Raw genomic sequence first — 14,408 nt, 5'->3', positions numbered from 1 at the left:
CCTGATTGATGCGCTCAAGCTTCTCCGGGATTGGGAACAGTTTCCGGCCGGGCAACCGGGCGCGTCAGCCGCATGATGGCGAAGAATGCGGCAACGGCGACGGTGCTGAGCAATGCAGCGATCGACAGTGACCATGATACGCCGAGATTGCCCATCAGGAAAGCGAGCGCGAACGGCGCCATCGAGGAGACGACGAGACGAACCGACATGATTTGTCCTTGCCGCCGGCCGTAGCCATCGCTTCCGAAGAGCGCGAGCGGCAAGGTTCCGTAGACGATGCTGTTAAGCCCCGAGCCGAGGCCGAAGACGACGGCGAAGACCAACGCACCGGGCACCGAGGGTGCGGTGGCGATGAGGATGACAAGGGCTGCCGGCAGCAGGATGGCGCAGATGATCGCCAGCATCACTTGCGACAAGCTCTCGCCAAAGACCATGTTGATGAGGCGGCTCAGCACCTGTGACGGGCCGAAGAGCGTTCCGACCACCACCGCCATGGCGCCGAGGCCGAGGGCCGACATCACAGGCACCATGTGAACCAGAAGTGCTGAGTTCACAAAGCTTTCCAAAGCAAAGCCCGTCACCATCAGGATAAAGGCCGGCCTGCGCACCGACGGCGGAAGGCTCGGCTCGACGCGTTTTGCGGCCTCCTCTCCGGTCCGTCTCCTGGTTTGGCTGACGCCACGGGAGAGCCAGGCATGAATGGGAAGGCAGATAACGAGATTGAGCGCGGCGAAGATCAGATAGACGTTCTGCCAGGAGAGATGCGCATGCAGCGCCGTGGTGATCGGCCAGAAAATGGTTGAGGCGAAGCCGGCGATCAGGGTCAGATAGGTGATGCTGCGCTGGGCGACCTGCGGCCTGATCTGCACGAGCAGGGCGAACGCTGCGCCATATTGCACCAGGTTCGAGGCGATCTCGATACCGATCAATGCCGCGACGAAAGCGATCTTTCCCGGCGCGAAGGCGCAGGCGACGAGGGCGGCGGCGGCAATCGCCGAGCCTGATGTCATGATCCTGCCAGCGCCGAAGCGATCGATCCACGTGCCCATGAGAGGTGCGGCCAGGCCGCCGATCAGAAGGGCCACAGAGAGCGCGCCGAAGATCCATTCCGATGACCAGCCCAAATCACGGGCCATGTCGGGGGCGAGGATGCTGAAGCTGTAATAGAGCGATCCATAACCGATGATCTGCGTCAGCCCGAGCGCGGCAATGGCCGCTACCGGTGGTCGTTCGGTGCTGATTGTCATAGGGATCTGAGACTCACGCGCTGTTCGAGCTTTTCGGCTTCTTCCTTCCTCTCGCTGTAGCGGTCGGTCAGATAGTTCGAGGCATCGCGGGTCAGCAGCGTGAACTTCACCAATTCCTCGCAGACGTCGACGACGCGGTCGTAATAGGACGAGGGTTTCATACGGCCGTCCGCGTCGAATTCTTGGAAAGCTTTTGCAACCGAGGACTGATTGGGAATTGCGATCATCCGCATCCATCGTCCAAGGATGCGGAGCTGGCTTACCGCATTGAAGGACTGGGAGCCGCCGGAGACCTGCATCACCGCCAGCGTCTTGCCTTGCGTCGGCCGAACCGAGCCGACCGACAATGGAATCCAGTCGATCTGCGCTTTCATGATGCCGGTCATCGCGCCATGACGTTCGGGGCTGACCCACACCTGGCCTTCAGACCATGCCGACCATTCGCGCAACTCCTGAACTTTCGGGTGGCTCGCCGGCACCGCATCAGGCAGCGGCAGACCTTCCGGATTGAAGATGCGAACTTCGCAGCCGAAATATTCGAGCAGCCGCGCGGCCTCCTGCGCGAGGAAGCGGCTGTAGGACACTGCTCGCAACGATCCATAAAGGATCAGGATGCGCGGCTTGTGCGTCGAGAACGCCGGCCTGAGCGCGTCCATATCCGGTTGACGCAGATGCATCGGTGATATGGCAGGCAAATCAGACAATGCGCTTGCCTCCGGCATCGAGCACCTTCTCGCCGTCTTCCTTGGTGAAGGCGCCCTGATGCGTTTCCGGCAGGATTTCGAGAACAAGTTCCGACGGCCGCGACAGACGCGTGCCGAGCGGCGTGATGACGAAGGGCCGGTTGATCAGGATCGGGTTTTTCAGCATCGCGTCCAGCAATTGCTCGTCGGTAAGATCAGGGTTGTCGAGGGCGAGCTCCGCATAGGGCGTGCCCTTTTCGCGGATCGCCTCGCGAACACTCAAACCTGCATCCGCAATCATCTTGATTAGCTGGTCGCGCGACGGTGGGTTTTTCAGATATTCGATAACGTTGGGCTCAATGCCGGCGTTCTGGATCATCGCAAGCGTGTTGCGCGACGTGCCGCATTCGGGGTTGTGATAGATCGTAACATCTATGGTCATGAGGCGGATTCCGTCTTGGTGAGAGTTTCAGGATCGCGGGCTTCCATCAGCAGCCAACCCGCAAGCATCAGCGCCAGCAAGGCGCCGAGGACTTCAGCGGCGATAAAGCCCGGTAGATCGATCGGGCGGATGCCGGAAAAGGTGTGCGTCAGCGATCGAGCAATCGCGACGGCGGGATTGGCAAAGGACGTGGAGGCGGTGAACCAGTAGGCGGCGGTGATATAAAGGCCGACCAGCCATGCCACGGCATCGGCGCGAAAGCGCACACCAGCTAAGATGACGAAGACGAGGCCGAAGGTTGCCGTCACTTCAGAGAGCCATTGCGCGCCGCCGGTGCGCACGGTTTCCGAGGCCTGCAGCACGGGAAGGGCGAACATCGCATGAGCGAGCATCGTTCCGGCAATGCCGCCGACGATCTGCGCGGCGATATAGGCGGGAACGGAGGAGGCAGGCAGTTCGCGCCGGAGCGCAAACACCAGCGACACGACCGGATTGAAATGAGCCCCGGAAATCGGGCCTAAGATCGTGATCAGGACGACGAGGATTGCCCCCGTTGCCAGCGTATTGCCGAGCAGCGCAATCGCCGTATCGTCCGTCAGGCTATCCGCCATGATGCCCGAGCCGACGACGGTTGCTACGAGCAGCAGCGTGCCGAGCGCTTCGGCGACCAGTCGTCGAGACTGGGGAAACATCGGCGCGCTCATGCTGGCAGGCTCCGGACCATCAGGGCGGCCGATGCCGGGCACAGGCTTGCGGCCTGCCGCGTCGTCAGGATCTCGGCCGGCGCTTCATCGCGGGCGATCGGACGAAAGCCGAGCGATTGAAAGAAGGAGGCGGCTGTTTCTGTCAACAGATAGGCGGCAGTGGCGCCTTTCCTTTGTGCCTGATCGAGCAGGCTAAGGGTGATCGCATGGCCGAAGCCAAAGCCTTGCTGATCGGACAGCACGACAATGGAACGCAGGAGTACAGTCTCGCCATAGAGTTCCAGCCCGCCGAAGCCGACCGTCTCGCCGCCACGTGAAAACCGATAGAAGCTTCGGCCGGCGTCTGTGAGGTCATCGACCGGAAGCCCGGCACCTGCGAGCGCGCCGCGAAGTCTGTCGTCGTGCCCTTCCAAGGCTTGCTGGTTCAAATCGAAACCCATCAGCTCGCCTTGGGCTGTTTAATGCTGGCGCCTTCCATGGTGCCGATCTGGCGCAGGTGCGATTCCAGGGCGAGCTTGTCGATCGAGGAAAGAGGCAGGCTCAAAAAGGCGCTGATCCGGTTCTTGAGGAAGCGGGCGGCCTGTGCGAAAGCGCGGCCTTTGTCGACTTCGCTGCCCTCGACGACAGCCGGGTCCTCGACGCCCCAATGGGCGGTCATCGGATGACCGATCCAGACGGGACAAGCCTCGCCGGCAGCGCTGTCGCAAACCGTAAAGATGAAGTCCATCTCCGGAGCGCCCGGCTCGGCGAATTCGTCCCAGCTCTTTGAACGGAAGCCGACTGTTGGGTAGCCCTGCGCCGCAAGCTCCTTCAGCGCATAGGGATTGACTTCACCCTTCGGCTGGCTGCCGGCCGAATAGGCCTTGAATCGACCCTTGCCTTCGGTCTCCAGGATGGATTCAGCCAAGATCGAGCGGGCAGAATTGCCCGTGCAGAGAAAGAGCACATTGTAAATGCGGTCAGGGGTCATTGCAATTTCTCCTTCATTTTAGGGGCGCAGCAGGCCGCGACCTCCGCGGCAGGTGCGCAGATTTCCGGATGCCCGGAACAGCAATCTTCCATCAGAAAGCGAACCAAGCCACCAAGTGCCTCGTAGTTCGCGGTGTAAATGATCGATCGGGATTCACGCTGTTGCGCGATCAACCCCGACCGTTCCAGCTCTTTCAGATGGAAGGAGATATTAGAGGGCGAGACCTCCGCCTTCTCAGCGATCGCGCCTGCCGCCATGCCGTCGGGACCCGAAACCACGAGCATGCGGACGATGTGAAGGCGGGTTTCCTGCGAGAGCGCGCCGAATGCGATGAGGGCTTGACGTTGATCCATATTTCAATAATCCTTGAATCATTGAAACGAGGATTAGCGCAAATGAACGTCATCGACAACAGCAAAATTCAAGAGAACGACATCGATCTCGGCCTGCTGCTCAGTGTGCTTACCGGCGCCAAGGATTCTCCGCTGATTTTCTATTATGACGGCAAGGCGGTAAAGCCTGGCTATCATGTCACCGAGGTCAAGGCGGGCCAATTCTCGGCGTTGGATTGCGGCGCCAATCCTGAAGCGTGGGCGGAAATCTTCATCCAGCTCTGGGATATCGAGGAAGGCGACCGCACGCATATGCCGGCCGGCAAGTTCCATGCAATCATCCGCAAGGTTTCCGATCATGTGCAACTGGATGGTTCGGCGAAGCTGACCTTCGAAGTCAGCGACGGCGTGCGGCCAATGCAGCTTTATTGCGCAGCGATGCCGGTTCTCCGTGCCGGCGCCGTCCATGTTGCGCTTTCGCCGCGGCCGTCAAGCTGCAAGCCGCGCGACCGATGGCTGGCAGAGGAGAACAGCAAGGCGGCGGCCTGCTGTGGGCCGCAAGCGGCAGCGAGCGGCTGCTGCGCGTAACGACACATAAGAACGCGCGGCAGAGCAGGTGGCAGAGAGATCGGGATCGTATTGACTGACCGCCAGTCATTTATGTAGATGGAGGCTGCCGGTTTGATGCCGGCGCCACCCGTTTCATGCCCGGAGATTGCCATGAGCGCGCAGACCCTGTTGAACTCTCTGTTCCAATACAAAGCCAGCGTCGACGACGAGCTACTCGATGCCTTGAACGCGCTCGGCGTGGAGGCGCGATCCGATGAGTTCCGATCGGCCCTTCGCGTGTTCAATCACGCCCATCTCGTCGATCGCATCTTCACCGCCAATCTTCAACGGCTGGATCACTCCTATGCGGCGAGCTGGAGCAGCGAAGCGCCGCCCTTGGCACAGTTGTCCTCCGATATCCGAGATACGGATCGTTGGTATATCGATTATACCTCGCGTATAACGCCCGAGGAAATGGAGGAGGTCGTCGACTTCACCTTCACCGATGGCGGACGCGGGCGCATGTCCCGCGAGGAGATGCTGGCCCATGTGGTGACGCATGCCGGCTATCATCGCGGTGAAGTCGGTCGCCTGCTGCCTGATATCGAGAGCACCGCAATGCGCGACGTGTTTACCGGCTACCTGCACAGGACCGATCCCGCGCGCCGTCAATGAGAGTGGACCAGTCTTGCCGCCGGCCAATCCTGTTTCAAAACCGAGAACCAAGCCACCCGAAGAACGGCGCGACGAGCTGATGACCGCGGCTGAGCGGCTGTTTCTGGAAAAGGGCCTGGAGCAGAGCACGATCGAGGAGATCACGACCGGGGCGGGGGTCGCCAAGGGCACCTTCTACCTACACTTTTCCTCGAAGACCGATGTTCTCCAGGCGCTGCGCGCCCGCTTCGTGCAGGGCGTGCTGGGTGGCATCGTCGCGGCGGTCGAAGGACTGCGGCCAGAGGATTGGCGCGGGAAGCTGGCGGCCTGGTCGACGGCATGCGCCACCGGCTATCTCGACACCGCCGGGCTGCATCACCTCGCCTTCGTGGCAGCCCCTCCCGCAACAAGGGAAGGGCTTTCGCGCAACATCCTGATCGATCATCTGACCGAATTGCTTGCCGCCGGCGCTGGCGAGAATGCCTGGTCGGTCAGGGATCCCGGCTTTACGGCGGTGTTTCTGTTCAACGCCCTGCACGGTGTGGTCAATCAGCCCGGCATCGGTGAGACGCCCGCGGCCCGCGCCGAATTGCTGCGGGCGCTTGAGGGGCATTTCCTACGTGGACTGGGATTGCCGTCAGGCATTGATTGAGGGCTGGGCATCCCACCATCTGAGCACCCGCATCGCCCGAAGCGTCACCCATCGCGAGGGCTTGCCTTGCCCGTCATCGACCTTGAACCACACCCGCCCGGCAGGGCTGTCGTCGAGCGGCCAACTGCCGTCCGGCAAGCGCCGGGAACGCAGGTGCTCGATCGCCTCGCCGAGGCGCGGATCGGGGTCGGCGCCGGTCAGGATCGCGCTGGCGCGGAAATAGTCGAGCGCGCGCAAAATGTCGTAGCGCCAGCGGTTCGGATGCAGGAGGTGAAGGAAGCGTTCGTCGGCCGGCTCGCCGGTGCCAAGGCGGCGGAAGAGGTTGCGGGCCAGCAGAAACTCCTCGCCCGTCCTGCACGCCTCTCGAGACCGATGCGTGCCGCCGGTCGATCTCTGGTATTCCAGCAAACCTTCCAGCACATTGATGGTGCTGGCGAAAGACGAGCGGACGGAGCCGTTGATCCGCTCGCAGTTCCAGCCACCGTCGTCGAGACGCTCACCGGCCAGCCTGTCGACGATGGGCGAGACGTCGATCCCGAAATAGGCGCCGTCGGCAACGGTGCGGCCGTTGATGCACTCCTCGACTTCGCCTTCCCAGTAGGGTTGGCCGCCTTCTTCCCAACGGGCGTTGGCGCCGATCAATTTGACGGTGCGCCTGGCGCAGCCGCAGGCGGGATCGAGACCGAACTCCCGCAATTGCGACAGCGAGAAGGTCGTGGCCGTCCACGGCTGGCCATGCTCCTTCCACTCTCGCGGGTCGAAACCGGCGGGCAGGAAGGCGCCGCCTGCCCATCGCCCGTCCTCATCCTGGCAGGAGAGCAGCCTGGCGCCCCAGCCCTCGGTCTCGACTTTGGCCCGCTCAGTCATCCACTCCCGCTCCGGAGTATCGAGCAGGTCACGCATCACCTGCCATCGGATCGACGGGTCGGAGTCGAGAAGCCATGCGATCACTGTGTCGGATTGGATCATGGGCGAACCTGTCGGCGGGTCGGGGTCGATGGCTTGTTTATAATCGCTTCGGCCGAGCGGTGCCAGCCGGATGGGCTCGTCGGCCGCGCCACGGCGCCTTCGGCTTCCGCATCAACCGCTCGCTGGCGCTTGCCATGCTGCGGCCGGATTGTGCCAAGGACGGCACGAAGCTGAGGATCAAGACGTCGGTTCGACCTATAATGCGACGGTTGTCGGCGAAAACCCGTGCGACGCCGAGAATGCGGCGCTTCGCGCCTGATTTCTTAATCATATCCGCAAAGAAGTTGGAGGCGGCACGATCGGGCCGCCTCTTCATTTATATCCAGGCGCGCCGATTAATAATTACTCAAATCAATTGATGTATCAGTTTGATCCGGGGACAGATTTTACATCAAAGGTTTGCTATGGCGTTTCTAGGTATTTCGGGGATGCAATATTCCGGGGAAATGTTTGCGGGTGCGCGCATTATTGTCGCGGAAGATTCCAACGTATTCACCTCGATGATCAGCAAACGCCTGAAGGAGCTGTTCGACATCGATGTCGAGATTTGCCGCAGCTTCGAGGATCTGCAGGTTTCCTACGACAAGTCTTCCGATCCGATCACGCTGGCGATCTCGAACATCAACCTGCCCGGCGCCGAAAACGGCGAAGCGCTCGAATATCTGGTCGATCTCTCCATCCCGACCATCGTCTTCACCGGCACCTTCCATGAAAACATGCGCGACAAGCTGATGGCCAAGGATATCGTCGACTATATCCTCAAGGACAATATCTTCGCCGTCGACCTGCTGGCGGAATCGATATGCCGCTTCCTCACCAATCATCGCCACCACGTGCTGATCGTCGACGATAGCGCGACTGCGCGCGCCCTGCTGTCGAGCCGGCTGAAGCGCTACAATTTCCGTGTCAGCGTCGCCGAGAGTGGCGGCAAGGCGCTGGAGATCCTGAAGGCCAACCGCGATATCGGCCTTGTCATCACCGACTACAACATGCCCGACATCGATGGCTTCGAACTGACGCGGCGCATCCGCGCCAGTATCGGCTCGCACGAGCTGCGCATCATCGGCGTTTCCTCCTCCTCGAACCGGCTGCTTTCGGCGCGATTCCTGAAGGCCGGCGGCAATGATTTCATGCTGCGTCCTTTCATCGACGAGGAGTTCTACTGCCGCGTCAACCAGAACCTCGATACGCTGCTGCAAATTCAATCGATGCGCAAGGAACGGGCGGTTGCCTGACGGCCCTTCCAGTATCGGTGTCGCCAGGGGGGCGGAAATGACGGTCGGGGACAGTCGTCGAATTTTTGCAATTACAAGTAACAGCGCCATTATTTGTCCCCTTCACGCGCACAGGTCTCTCGGTTATCGTCCCCACCGGGGAGAGGGCCGAGTCGTGCCCGTCAGGCGCATGGGGGAATAGCGGCTGTGGCTTTTCAAGCGGATTTTCTGCGGGATGGCATCGGGTTACGCTCCGGCGGGCTCAAAATACTTCTGGTTGAAGATTCCCGGATGTTTTCCGCGGTGCTCTGTCACCGGTTCCAGACGGAGCTCGGCCTTGCCGTCAAATCCTGCCCGTCGCTGAAGGCTCTTCGCAAGGAACTTGCCGACGACGCTCACGGCTACACCATGGCCGTCGTCGATCTCAACCTGCCGGATTCGCCCTATGGCGAAGCGCTCGACTGCACGATCGAGCACGATATCCCGGCGATCGTCTTCACCGCGACATTCGATCTCAACACGCGCAACAAGATCATGGAGCGCAATGTCATCGATTACGTGTTGAAGGACAATGAATTCGCGCTCGACAATCTGGTCGCCACCGTCCGGCGGGCGATCTCCAACCGCAAGACGCGGGTGCTCGTCGTTGACGATGTCGTCTCGGCGCGCCAGGTGCTCGTCGATCTGCTGAAGGCACAGCAATATCTCGTCGTCGAGGCAAATTCGGGGCTCGAGGCGCTGGCGGCGCTCGAGGCCTATAGCGATATCGAACTCGTCGTCACCGACCATCACATGCCCGATATGAGCGGCTATGAGCTGACGCGGCGCATCCGCCATCGTTTCGGTTCGGACAGGCTGCGTGTCATCGGCGTTTCCTCCTCCAACGACCGCATGCTTTCGGCGAGTTTCCTCAAGGCCGGCGCCAGCGATTTCGTCTACCGGCCCTTCGTCGCCGAGGAGCTGCAATGCCGTATCGCCAACAATGCCGAAACGCTGGCGCAGATGCGGCAACTGAGGGCAGCGGCGGCCTGCGACTATCTGACCGGCCTCTATAACCGCCGCTATTTCTACGACAACGGCCCGAAGCTGGTGAACGAGTGCCTGCGGCTGAAGGTGCCGAGCTCGGTCGCCATTCTCGATATCGACCATTTCAAGCGGCTGAACGATACCTATGGCCACGAGATCGGCGACAAGGTGTTGAAGGCTGTCGCAAACAGGCTGTTCACGATCTTCGAGGGCAGCGACAATCTTCTCTCGCGGCTCGGGGGCGAGGAATTCGCCATCCTCTTCCCGCAGATGGATTCGGCAGCCGCGACCAAGCTCTGCGACGAGATCCGCTCGGACATTTCGCGGCTGAAGGTCACGGCCGACGACGAGGAACTCGGCGTCACGATTTCGATCGGCATCGCCGAAATCGCCGGTTACGAAACCTTCGAGAACTACCTCAACGCCGCCGACCAGTTTCTCTACATGGCCAAGCACAGGGGCCGCAACCAGGTCTATTCCGACGCCAAGATGACGGAAGAGGCGGCGCAGTAGCGCCTATGAGGGTGGGGCCAAGCCGCCGCCCTTAATCTCAGGCGGCGACGATCTTTTGGCGTCAGCGAGATCAGCTTTTTAATGTCTCAAGCGGCGACGGCCCGTCTTATTGTCTCAAGCGGCGACGGCCTGGCGAGCGGTCGCCATGGTCATCTTGCGCTCGGCGCGCTCCTGTTGCGGCGAGCGATGGTAGAGTTCGCGATAACACTTGGAGAAATGCGAGGCCGAGACGAAGCCGCAGGCAACGGCGACCTCGACGACCGGCATCGAGGACTGCACCAGGAGGTGGCGCGCACGGTCGAGACGGATTTCCAGATAGTAGCGGGCCGGCGAGCGTCCCATTTCCTGGCGGAACAGCCGTTCGATCTGGCGGCGCGAGAGGCCGGCGCCGTCGGCGATCTCGATCAACGACAGCGGCTCGGCGAGATTGCCTTCCATCAGCTCGATGATCGACAGCACCTTGGCATTCTGCACGCCGAGACGGGCGCGCAGCGGCAGACGCTGGCGGTCGTGCGGGTTGCGCACGCGGTCAGTCAGGTGCTGCTCGCAGATGCGGTTGACAAGGCTTTCGCCAAAGTCCTCGCCGACGAGGTTCAGCATCATGTCGAGCGAGGCGGTGCCACCGGCGCAGGTATAGAGATTGCCGTCGATCTCGTAGAGATCGGCATAGACCTCCGCCTGCGGGAAGGCTTCCGAAAAGCCCGGGAGGTTTTCCCAGTGGATGGCGCAGCGCTTGCCATTCAGGAGGCCGGCCTGGGCAAGCACATGCGCGCCCGTACAGAGGCTGCCGACGGCGACACCGCGATTGTAGCATTCACGCAGCCAGGCATTGACCGACTTGTTGTTGAACTGCTCGACATCGATGCCGGAACAGACGAGCACCATGCCCGGCCGGTTTTCGCCGCCGAGATGACGGCGCTCCTCGGCAAGCGAGGAATTTGCCTCGACGCCGATGCCGCAGGAGGAATAGACCTTTTCTCCATCGACGGAGGTCAGCCGCCAGGTATAGGCCTGATAGCCGAGCATGCGATTGGCGATGCGCAAGGTGTCCACGGCCGCCGAAAAGGGCAGCATGGTGAATTGCGGTACCATAAAGAAGACTACCGAACGCTTCTTGATCTGCATCCTGTTCATAGCGAAATCCATGCTCGAGGGGCGATGACACATTCGTTGCGCGGAATGCGTCGCGCCGATGTCCTGAAAGCGACACTGGCATGGAAAAATGCGGCCGGGAAGAGCAAATATGCGACATCGCCGGCGATTTGGCCGATCAAACCGTGGGAACGGCTGCGGGCAAGGCAAAAGAGAGGCTCATAGACGACTGAAATTCAATGTTGAAAATGGCTTAGGAATGGACGATCAGGCCACGAAAAAGGCGGCGTTGCACGCGGCAGGCGCCGCCCTTATCTGGGGAGGAATGTCGCATTCATTACAGCCAGCTGATGTTCATTGCGCTGTCGTTGAAATTTCGTCAAAAGGCATGCGGGAAGCATAACTGGCGCTGCATGACCCACGCCAAGATGGTGCAGTGTTTCCTGAGGAGTATTTTAGTCGGAGCTTCCACAACGACTCGTCGCATTTAATCCAAAAGGCAGCATTGAATGAAGGACCTCGCTTTTCAGGGCACGTGGCGAGCATATCAGCAGAAGATACTTGATGATCTTGCAAATCTCATCGGCGATGACGGATTGCATATTGTCGCGGCACCCGGCTCCGGTAAAACGGTTTTAGGTCTTGAAGTGATGTGCAGGCTCGGCGAGGCGACTTTGATTCTGGCTCCGAGCAAGACCATCCGGGACCAATGGGCGCATCGGCTGCGCACGATGTTCCTGCCCCCCGACCTTGCGGAACCGGAGTGGATTTCCCACGATGTGAGAGCGCCCGGAACCGTCACGATCATCACCTATCAAGCTCTGCATGCGGCGTTCTCGGGCCATCCGTCCGAAGAAGAAGTCCTCGACAGTGAAGAGGAGGGCAGCGACGGGGCGGAATCCGGCGAACCAGGCAAGCAGGAAACGGAGAAGGCGAGAAAGAAAATCATCGCGAAGCTGCGCGAGGAGAAGGTTCGCACCCTTGTGCTCGATGAAGCGCACCATCTTAGAAACGAGTGGTGGAAGGCGCTGACGATGCTCAAGGAAGCACTAGGCCAACCCACTGTCGTCGCGCTGACAGCTACGCCTCCTTATGATGTAGATCCTCAGGAATGGGACCGCTATCAGGCGCTTTGCGGGCCGATCGACGGTGAAATTTCCGTGCCGGAACTTGTGTTGCAAGGCGATCTTTGCCCGCATCAGGATTATGTCCACTTCAGCCTGCCGAGTGCGCTGGAAGCACAGAAGCTGGCCGAGTTTCGCGCGCAGATCGGAGACTTCATTGAAACGCTGCTTGAGAGTGCAGAATTCAAAGAGGCAATTCTGCGCCATCCATGGATTACGCAGCCGATCGAGAATGTGGAGCATATACTGGACGATGCACGCTTTTTCTCCAGCATGCTCATCTTCCTGAATTCCCAATATGTCGACCTGCCGCAGTCGACTCTCGACATTCTCGGCGTCAAGGTGCGTGAAATACCGGATCTGACGCTTCAATGGATAGAGGTATTGCTGAACGGCGTTATCTACACCTATCGCAATGATTTCGAAGAAGCTGAACAGGCAATCCGCTGCCAGCAAGACAGGCTGAGGGAAATTAGGGCAGTGGAGCACAGCAGAGTGCGACTGACTGATCCACGATCGGTTCAGAAGCTGCTGGTATCAAGCGCGAGCAAGCTAAACGCGATCGTCGATATTACCCGGCTCGAAAGCGCGTCGATGCGTGACGAACTCCGTATGGTTATCCTTTCCGACTATATAAGGAAGGATGCGCTGCCCACTGCCCCCGCGGACCTTCAGCCCATCGAGAGAATGGGCGTCGTGCCAATCTTCGAGACGCTGCGGCGGTCCGAACTTGATCTCAAGCTTGGAATTCTGACCGGGAGTCTGGTTGTCATTCCGGCGGGGTCAAAAGGAATTCTTGACGAGATCGCAGACCGTCTTGGTATAGGTGCAGAACATATCCGTTATCAACAGACGGCATTCGATGCCGGCTTTCTGAGCGTGGAACTTGGCGGCGAGCTGAGCCGCAATATTGTCCATATGATCACTGAACTGTTCAGTCGCGGCGGGATCACGGTCCTGGTCGGCACCCAAGCTTTGCTGGGTGAAGGATGGGACGCACCGTCCGTAAACACTTTGATCCTGGCAAGTACGGTGGGATCATACGTGCTCTCCAATCAGATGCGCGGTCGTGCCATTCGCATCGATCCTCGAAGCCCTCAGAAGGCCGCGAACGTCTGGCATCTGGCGGTCATCGACCCTGAAAAGCTCGAGCAGAGAATACCGCTGCGCTTCGGGAGGAAATCGACCGACAGAAAAGCGCCCGATCCCTATGACACCATGACAATAGACCTGGGCAGCGACGTCGATGCGCTAAAACGCCGATTTTACGCGTTTGAAGCTTTGTCCTTCGGCGAGCCTCCGCTGATCCAAAGCGGTTTTCAACGATTGATGCTGGGTACTGCCAAATGGAATGCGCGCGGTGTTGATGACATCAACAAAATGATGGAACGGAGGGCTGCAGACCGCAAATCACTGAAATTCCGCTGGCATAGCGCGCTGCACAGCAAACGCGCCGTTGCGAGGATGCAAGAAACATTGGAGAGCAACTATGCCCCTAAGGGGCTAGTTAACTGGAATACGACAAAGTTTCTGTTTGCGCACAGCGCCGCGCTCGCCGGCATGATCTTGAACGGATTTTTGCACAGCTTTCGCGTTACGCACATCCGATCGCTCCAACAACTGGAGTTGGTCCTGTTCGTTATGTTCGCAATACTGGCCATCTTCTGCTTGCCGGGTGCACTCAAAGCTAGTCTGTTGCTGCTGCGGAACGGCTCCCTGGAAGGGAGCATGGAGCAAGTGGGAATAACCGTTCTGGAGACGCTGCATCATGTGGGCGTCATAAGGACCGAGTTGGGAAAAGTGAGTGTCGAGGCGACGCTCGACCAAAACGGCATGATTTACTGCCGGCTTGAGGGTGCCACGACAATTGAGCGGTCCCGCTTTCTCGACGCTCTACGGGAAGTCCTCATTCCCCCACAGAATCCCCGCTACATTCTCGTCAGGTCGTCAAAATTCTGGCGGCTGAACCGGGTGGATTATCATGCAGTCCCGTCGATCATCGGCCGGAAAAGGGAGGATGCCATATATTTCGCCCAGCTGTGGAATCGTTACGTCGGTTATTCGGAACTTGTATACACGCGCAGTGCCCAGGGTCGCCTGAAACTGCTCCAATTCCGCGCGAAGTCATTCGCTTCTGCGTTTACAAGGAAAACCGATAGAATTAGCCGGTGGGAGTAATTGGGAAAGCCTGATGCTGGCTCCCACCTGCCGCGGCGCGTTTGCGCCTGATATGCAGT

General features: G+C 59.8%; 15 protein-coding genes. 6 read left to right on the top strand and 9 right to left on the bottom strand.

Translation table 11 applies throughout. The features are described 5' to 3' along the window. Positions 1-14: 14 nt before the first annotated feature. Genes arsK through GR198_RS13145 form a run of 7 tightly spaced genes read right to left on the bottom strand, consistent with a single transcriptional unit; the run spans position 15 to position 4,399 of the window. A complete protein-coding gene (arsK, locus tag GR198_RS13175; protein WP_029870661.1) occupies positions 15-1,247 on the bottom strand; it encodes an arsenite efflux MFS transporter ArsK in 1,233 nt (410 codons plus the stop codon). After that, positions 1,244-1,969 carry an arsenical resistance protein ArsH gene (gene arsH / locus GR198_RS13170; RefSeq protein WP_029870662.1) on the bottom strand — a complete coding sequence of 242 codons (726 nt, stop codon included), beginning with the start codon at positions 1,967-1,969 and terminating at the stop codon, positions 1,244-1,246. The genes arsK and arsH overlap by 4 nt, the downstream gene beginning before the upstream one ends. Beyond that, positions 1,944-2,372 carry an arsenate reductase (glutaredoxin) gene (gene arsC, locus GR198_RS13165; protein ID WP_029870663.1) on the bottom strand — a complete coding sequence of 143 codons (429 nt, stop codon included), beginning with the start codon at positions 2,370-2,372 and terminating at the stop codon, positions 1,944-1,946. Before arsC ends, arsH begins: the two co-directional genes overlap by 26 nt. Further along, entirely contained in the window at positions 2,369-3,076 is a 708-nt protein-coding gene (locus GR198_RS13160) for an aquaporin (RefSeq protein WP_029870664.1), read from the bottom strand. Before GR198_RS13160 ends, arsC begins: the two co-directional genes overlap by 4 nt. Next, positions 3,073-3,516 (bottom strand): arsenic resistance N-acetyltransferase ArsN2, encoded by a 444-nt coding sequence (gene arsN2 / locus GR198_RS13155; RefSeq protein ID WP_011652407.1) that lies wholly within the window; start codon positions 3,514-3,516, stop codon positions 3,073-3,075. The genes GR198_RS13160 and arsN2 overlap by 4 nt, the downstream gene beginning before the upstream one ends. Next, a complete protein-coding gene (locus GR198_RS13150) occupies positions 3,516-4,046 on the bottom strand; it encodes an arsenate reductase ArsC (protein WP_029870665.1) in 531 nt (176 codons plus the stop codon). Before GR198_RS13150 ends, arsN2 begins: the two co-directional genes overlap by 1 nt. Beyond that, positions 4,043-4,399, bottom strand: a complete 357-nt coding sequence (locus tag GR198_RS13145) for an ArsR/SmtB family transcription factor (RefSeq protein WP_012757878.1) — start codon at positions 4,397-4,399, stop codon at positions 4,043-4,045. The genes GR198_RS13150 and GR198_RS13145 overlap by 4 nt, the downstream gene beginning before the upstream one ends. Before the next feature lie 42 nt (positions 4,400-4,441). On the opposite strand from GR198_RS13145, the gene GR198_RS13140 reads away from it, so the two are divergent. The 3 genes from GR198_RS13140 (at position 4,442) to GR198_RS13130 (ending at position 6,233) form a co-directional block, all read left to right on the top strand. After that, positions 4,442-4,966, top strand: a complete 525-nt coding sequence (locus GR198_RS13140) for a DUF6428 family protein (RefSeq protein ID WP_029870666.1) — start codon at positions 4,442-4,444, stop codon at positions 4,964-4,966. 132 nt (positions 4,967-5,098) lie between these two features. Then, positions 5,099-5,602 carry a DinB family protein gene (locus GR198_RS13135; protein WP_017994408.1) on the top strand — a complete coding sequence of 168 codons (504 nt, stop codon included), beginning with the start codon at positions 5,099-5,101 and terminating at the stop codon, positions 5,600-5,602. Positions 5,603-5,681: 79 nt separating this feature from the next. Continuing rightward, positions 5,682-6,233 (top strand): TetR/AcrR family transcriptional regulator, encoded by a 552-nt coding sequence (locus GR198_RS13130; protein WP_245279615.1) that lies wholly within the window; start codon positions 5,682-5,684, stop codon positions 6,231-6,233. Here GR198_RS13130 and GR198_RS13125 read toward each other — a convergent pair. Next, positions 6,219-7,202 (bottom strand): hypothetical protein, encoded by a 984-nt coding sequence (locus GR198_RS13125; protein WP_029870668.1) that lies wholly within the window; start codon positions 7,200-7,202, stop codon positions 6,219-6,221. The two genes, GR198_RS13130 and GR198_RS13125, sit on opposite strands and share 15 nt — an antisense overlap. Before the next feature lie 404 nt (positions 7,203-7,606). Here GR198_RS13125 and GR198_RS13120 point away from each other — a divergent pair, with 404 nt between their 5' ends. Next, the gene (locus GR198_RS13120) at positions 7,607-8,437 is read left to right on the top strand and encodes a response regulator (RefSeq protein WP_003540610.1); all 831 of its coding nucleotides are present in this window, start codon (positions 7,607-7,609) and stop codon (positions 8,435-8,437) included. 186 nt (positions 8,438-8,623) lie between these two features. Continuing rightward, complete coding sequence (locus GR198_RS13115) at positions 8,624-9,955, top strand: diguanylate cyclase (protein WP_017994403.1); 1,332 nt, start codon at positions 8,624-8,626, stop codon at positions 9,953-9,955. A 114-nt stretch (positions 9,956-10,069) separates the two neighbouring features. On the opposite strand, the gene GR198_RS13110 is transcribed toward GR198_RS13115, so the two are convergent. Next, the gene (locus tag GR198_RS13110; RefSeq protein WP_003540607.1) at positions 10,070-11,089 is read right to left on the bottom strand and encodes a GlxA family transcriptional regulator; all 1,020 of its coding nucleotides are present in this window, start codon (positions 11,087-11,089) and stop codon (positions 10,070-10,072) included. Positions 11,090-11,556: 467 nt separating this feature from the next. On the opposite strand from GR198_RS13110, the gene GR198_RS13105 reads away from it, so the two are divergent. Continuing rightward, positions 11,557-14,349, top strand: coding sequence for a DEAD/DEAH box helicase family protein (locus tag GR198_RS13105; RefSeq protein ID WP_029870670.1), 2,793 nt, complete (start codon positions 11,557-11,559; stop codon positions 14,347-14,349). The last annotated feature ends 59 nt before the right edge of the window (positions 14,350-14,408 follow it).

Origin of the sequence: Rhizobium leguminosarum, assembly GCF_010668065.1 — a bacterium.
Lineage (GTDB): Bacteria > Pseudomonadota > Alphaproteobacteria > Rhizobiales > Rhizobiaceae > Rhizobium > Rhizobium leguminosarum_S.
This window is presented reverse-complemented; position numbering and strand designations above follow the sequence as displayed.

Coding starts and splice junctions, on each gene's coding strand:
- arsK (WP_029870661.1), bottom strand. CDS start 1,247: ATGACAATCAGCACCGAACGACCACCGGTAGCGGCCATTGCCGCGCTC.
- arsH (WP_029870662.1), bottom strand. CDS start 1,969: ATGCCGGAGGCAAGCGCATTGTCTGATTTGCCTGCCATATCACCGATG.
- arsC (WP_029870663.1), bottom strand. CDS start 2,372: ATGACCATAGATGTTACGATCTATCACAACCCCGAATGCGGCACGTCG.
- GR198_RS13160 (WP_029870664.1), bottom strand. CDS start 3,076: ATGAGCGCGCCGATGTTTCCCCAGTCTCGACGACTGGTCGCCGAAGCG.
- arsN2 (WP_011652407.1), bottom strand. CDS start 3,516: ATGGGTTTCGATTTGAACCAGCAAGCCTTGGAAGGGCACGACGACAGA.
- GR198_RS13150 (WP_029870665.1), bottom strand. CDS start 4,046: ATGACCCCTGACCGCATTTACAATGTGCTCTTTCTCTGCACGGGCAAT.
- GR198_RS13145 (WP_012757878.1), bottom strand. CDS start 4,399: ATGGATCAACGTCAAGCCCTCATCGCATTCGGCGCGCTCTCGCAGGAA.
- GR198_RS13140 (WP_029870666.1), top strand. CDS start 4,442: ATGAACGTCATCGACAACAGCAAAATTCAAGAGAACGACATCGATCTC.
- GR198_RS13135 (WP_017994408.1), top strand. CDS start 5,099: ATGAGCGCGCAGACCCTGTTGAACTCTCTGTTCCAATACAAAGCCAGC.
- GR198_RS13130 (WP_245279615.1), top strand. CDS start 5,682: ATGACCGCGGCTGAGCGGCTGTTTCTGGAAAAGGGCCTGGAGCAGAGC.
- GR198_RS13125 (WP_029870668.1), bottom strand. CDS start 7,202: ATGATCCAATCCGACACAGTGATCGCATGGCTTCTCGACTCCGACCCG.
- GR198_RS13120 (WP_003540610.1), top strand. CDS start 7,607: ATGGCGTTTCTAGGTATTTCGGGGATGCAATATTCCGGGGAAATGTTT.
- GR198_RS13110 (WP_003540607.1), bottom strand. CDS start 11,089: ATGAACAGGATGCAGATCAAGAAGCGTTCGGTAGTCTTCTTTATGGTA.
- GR198_RS13105 (WP_029870670.1), top strand. CDS start 11,557: ATGAAGGACCTCGCTTTTCAGGGCACGTGGCGAGCATATCAGCAGAAG.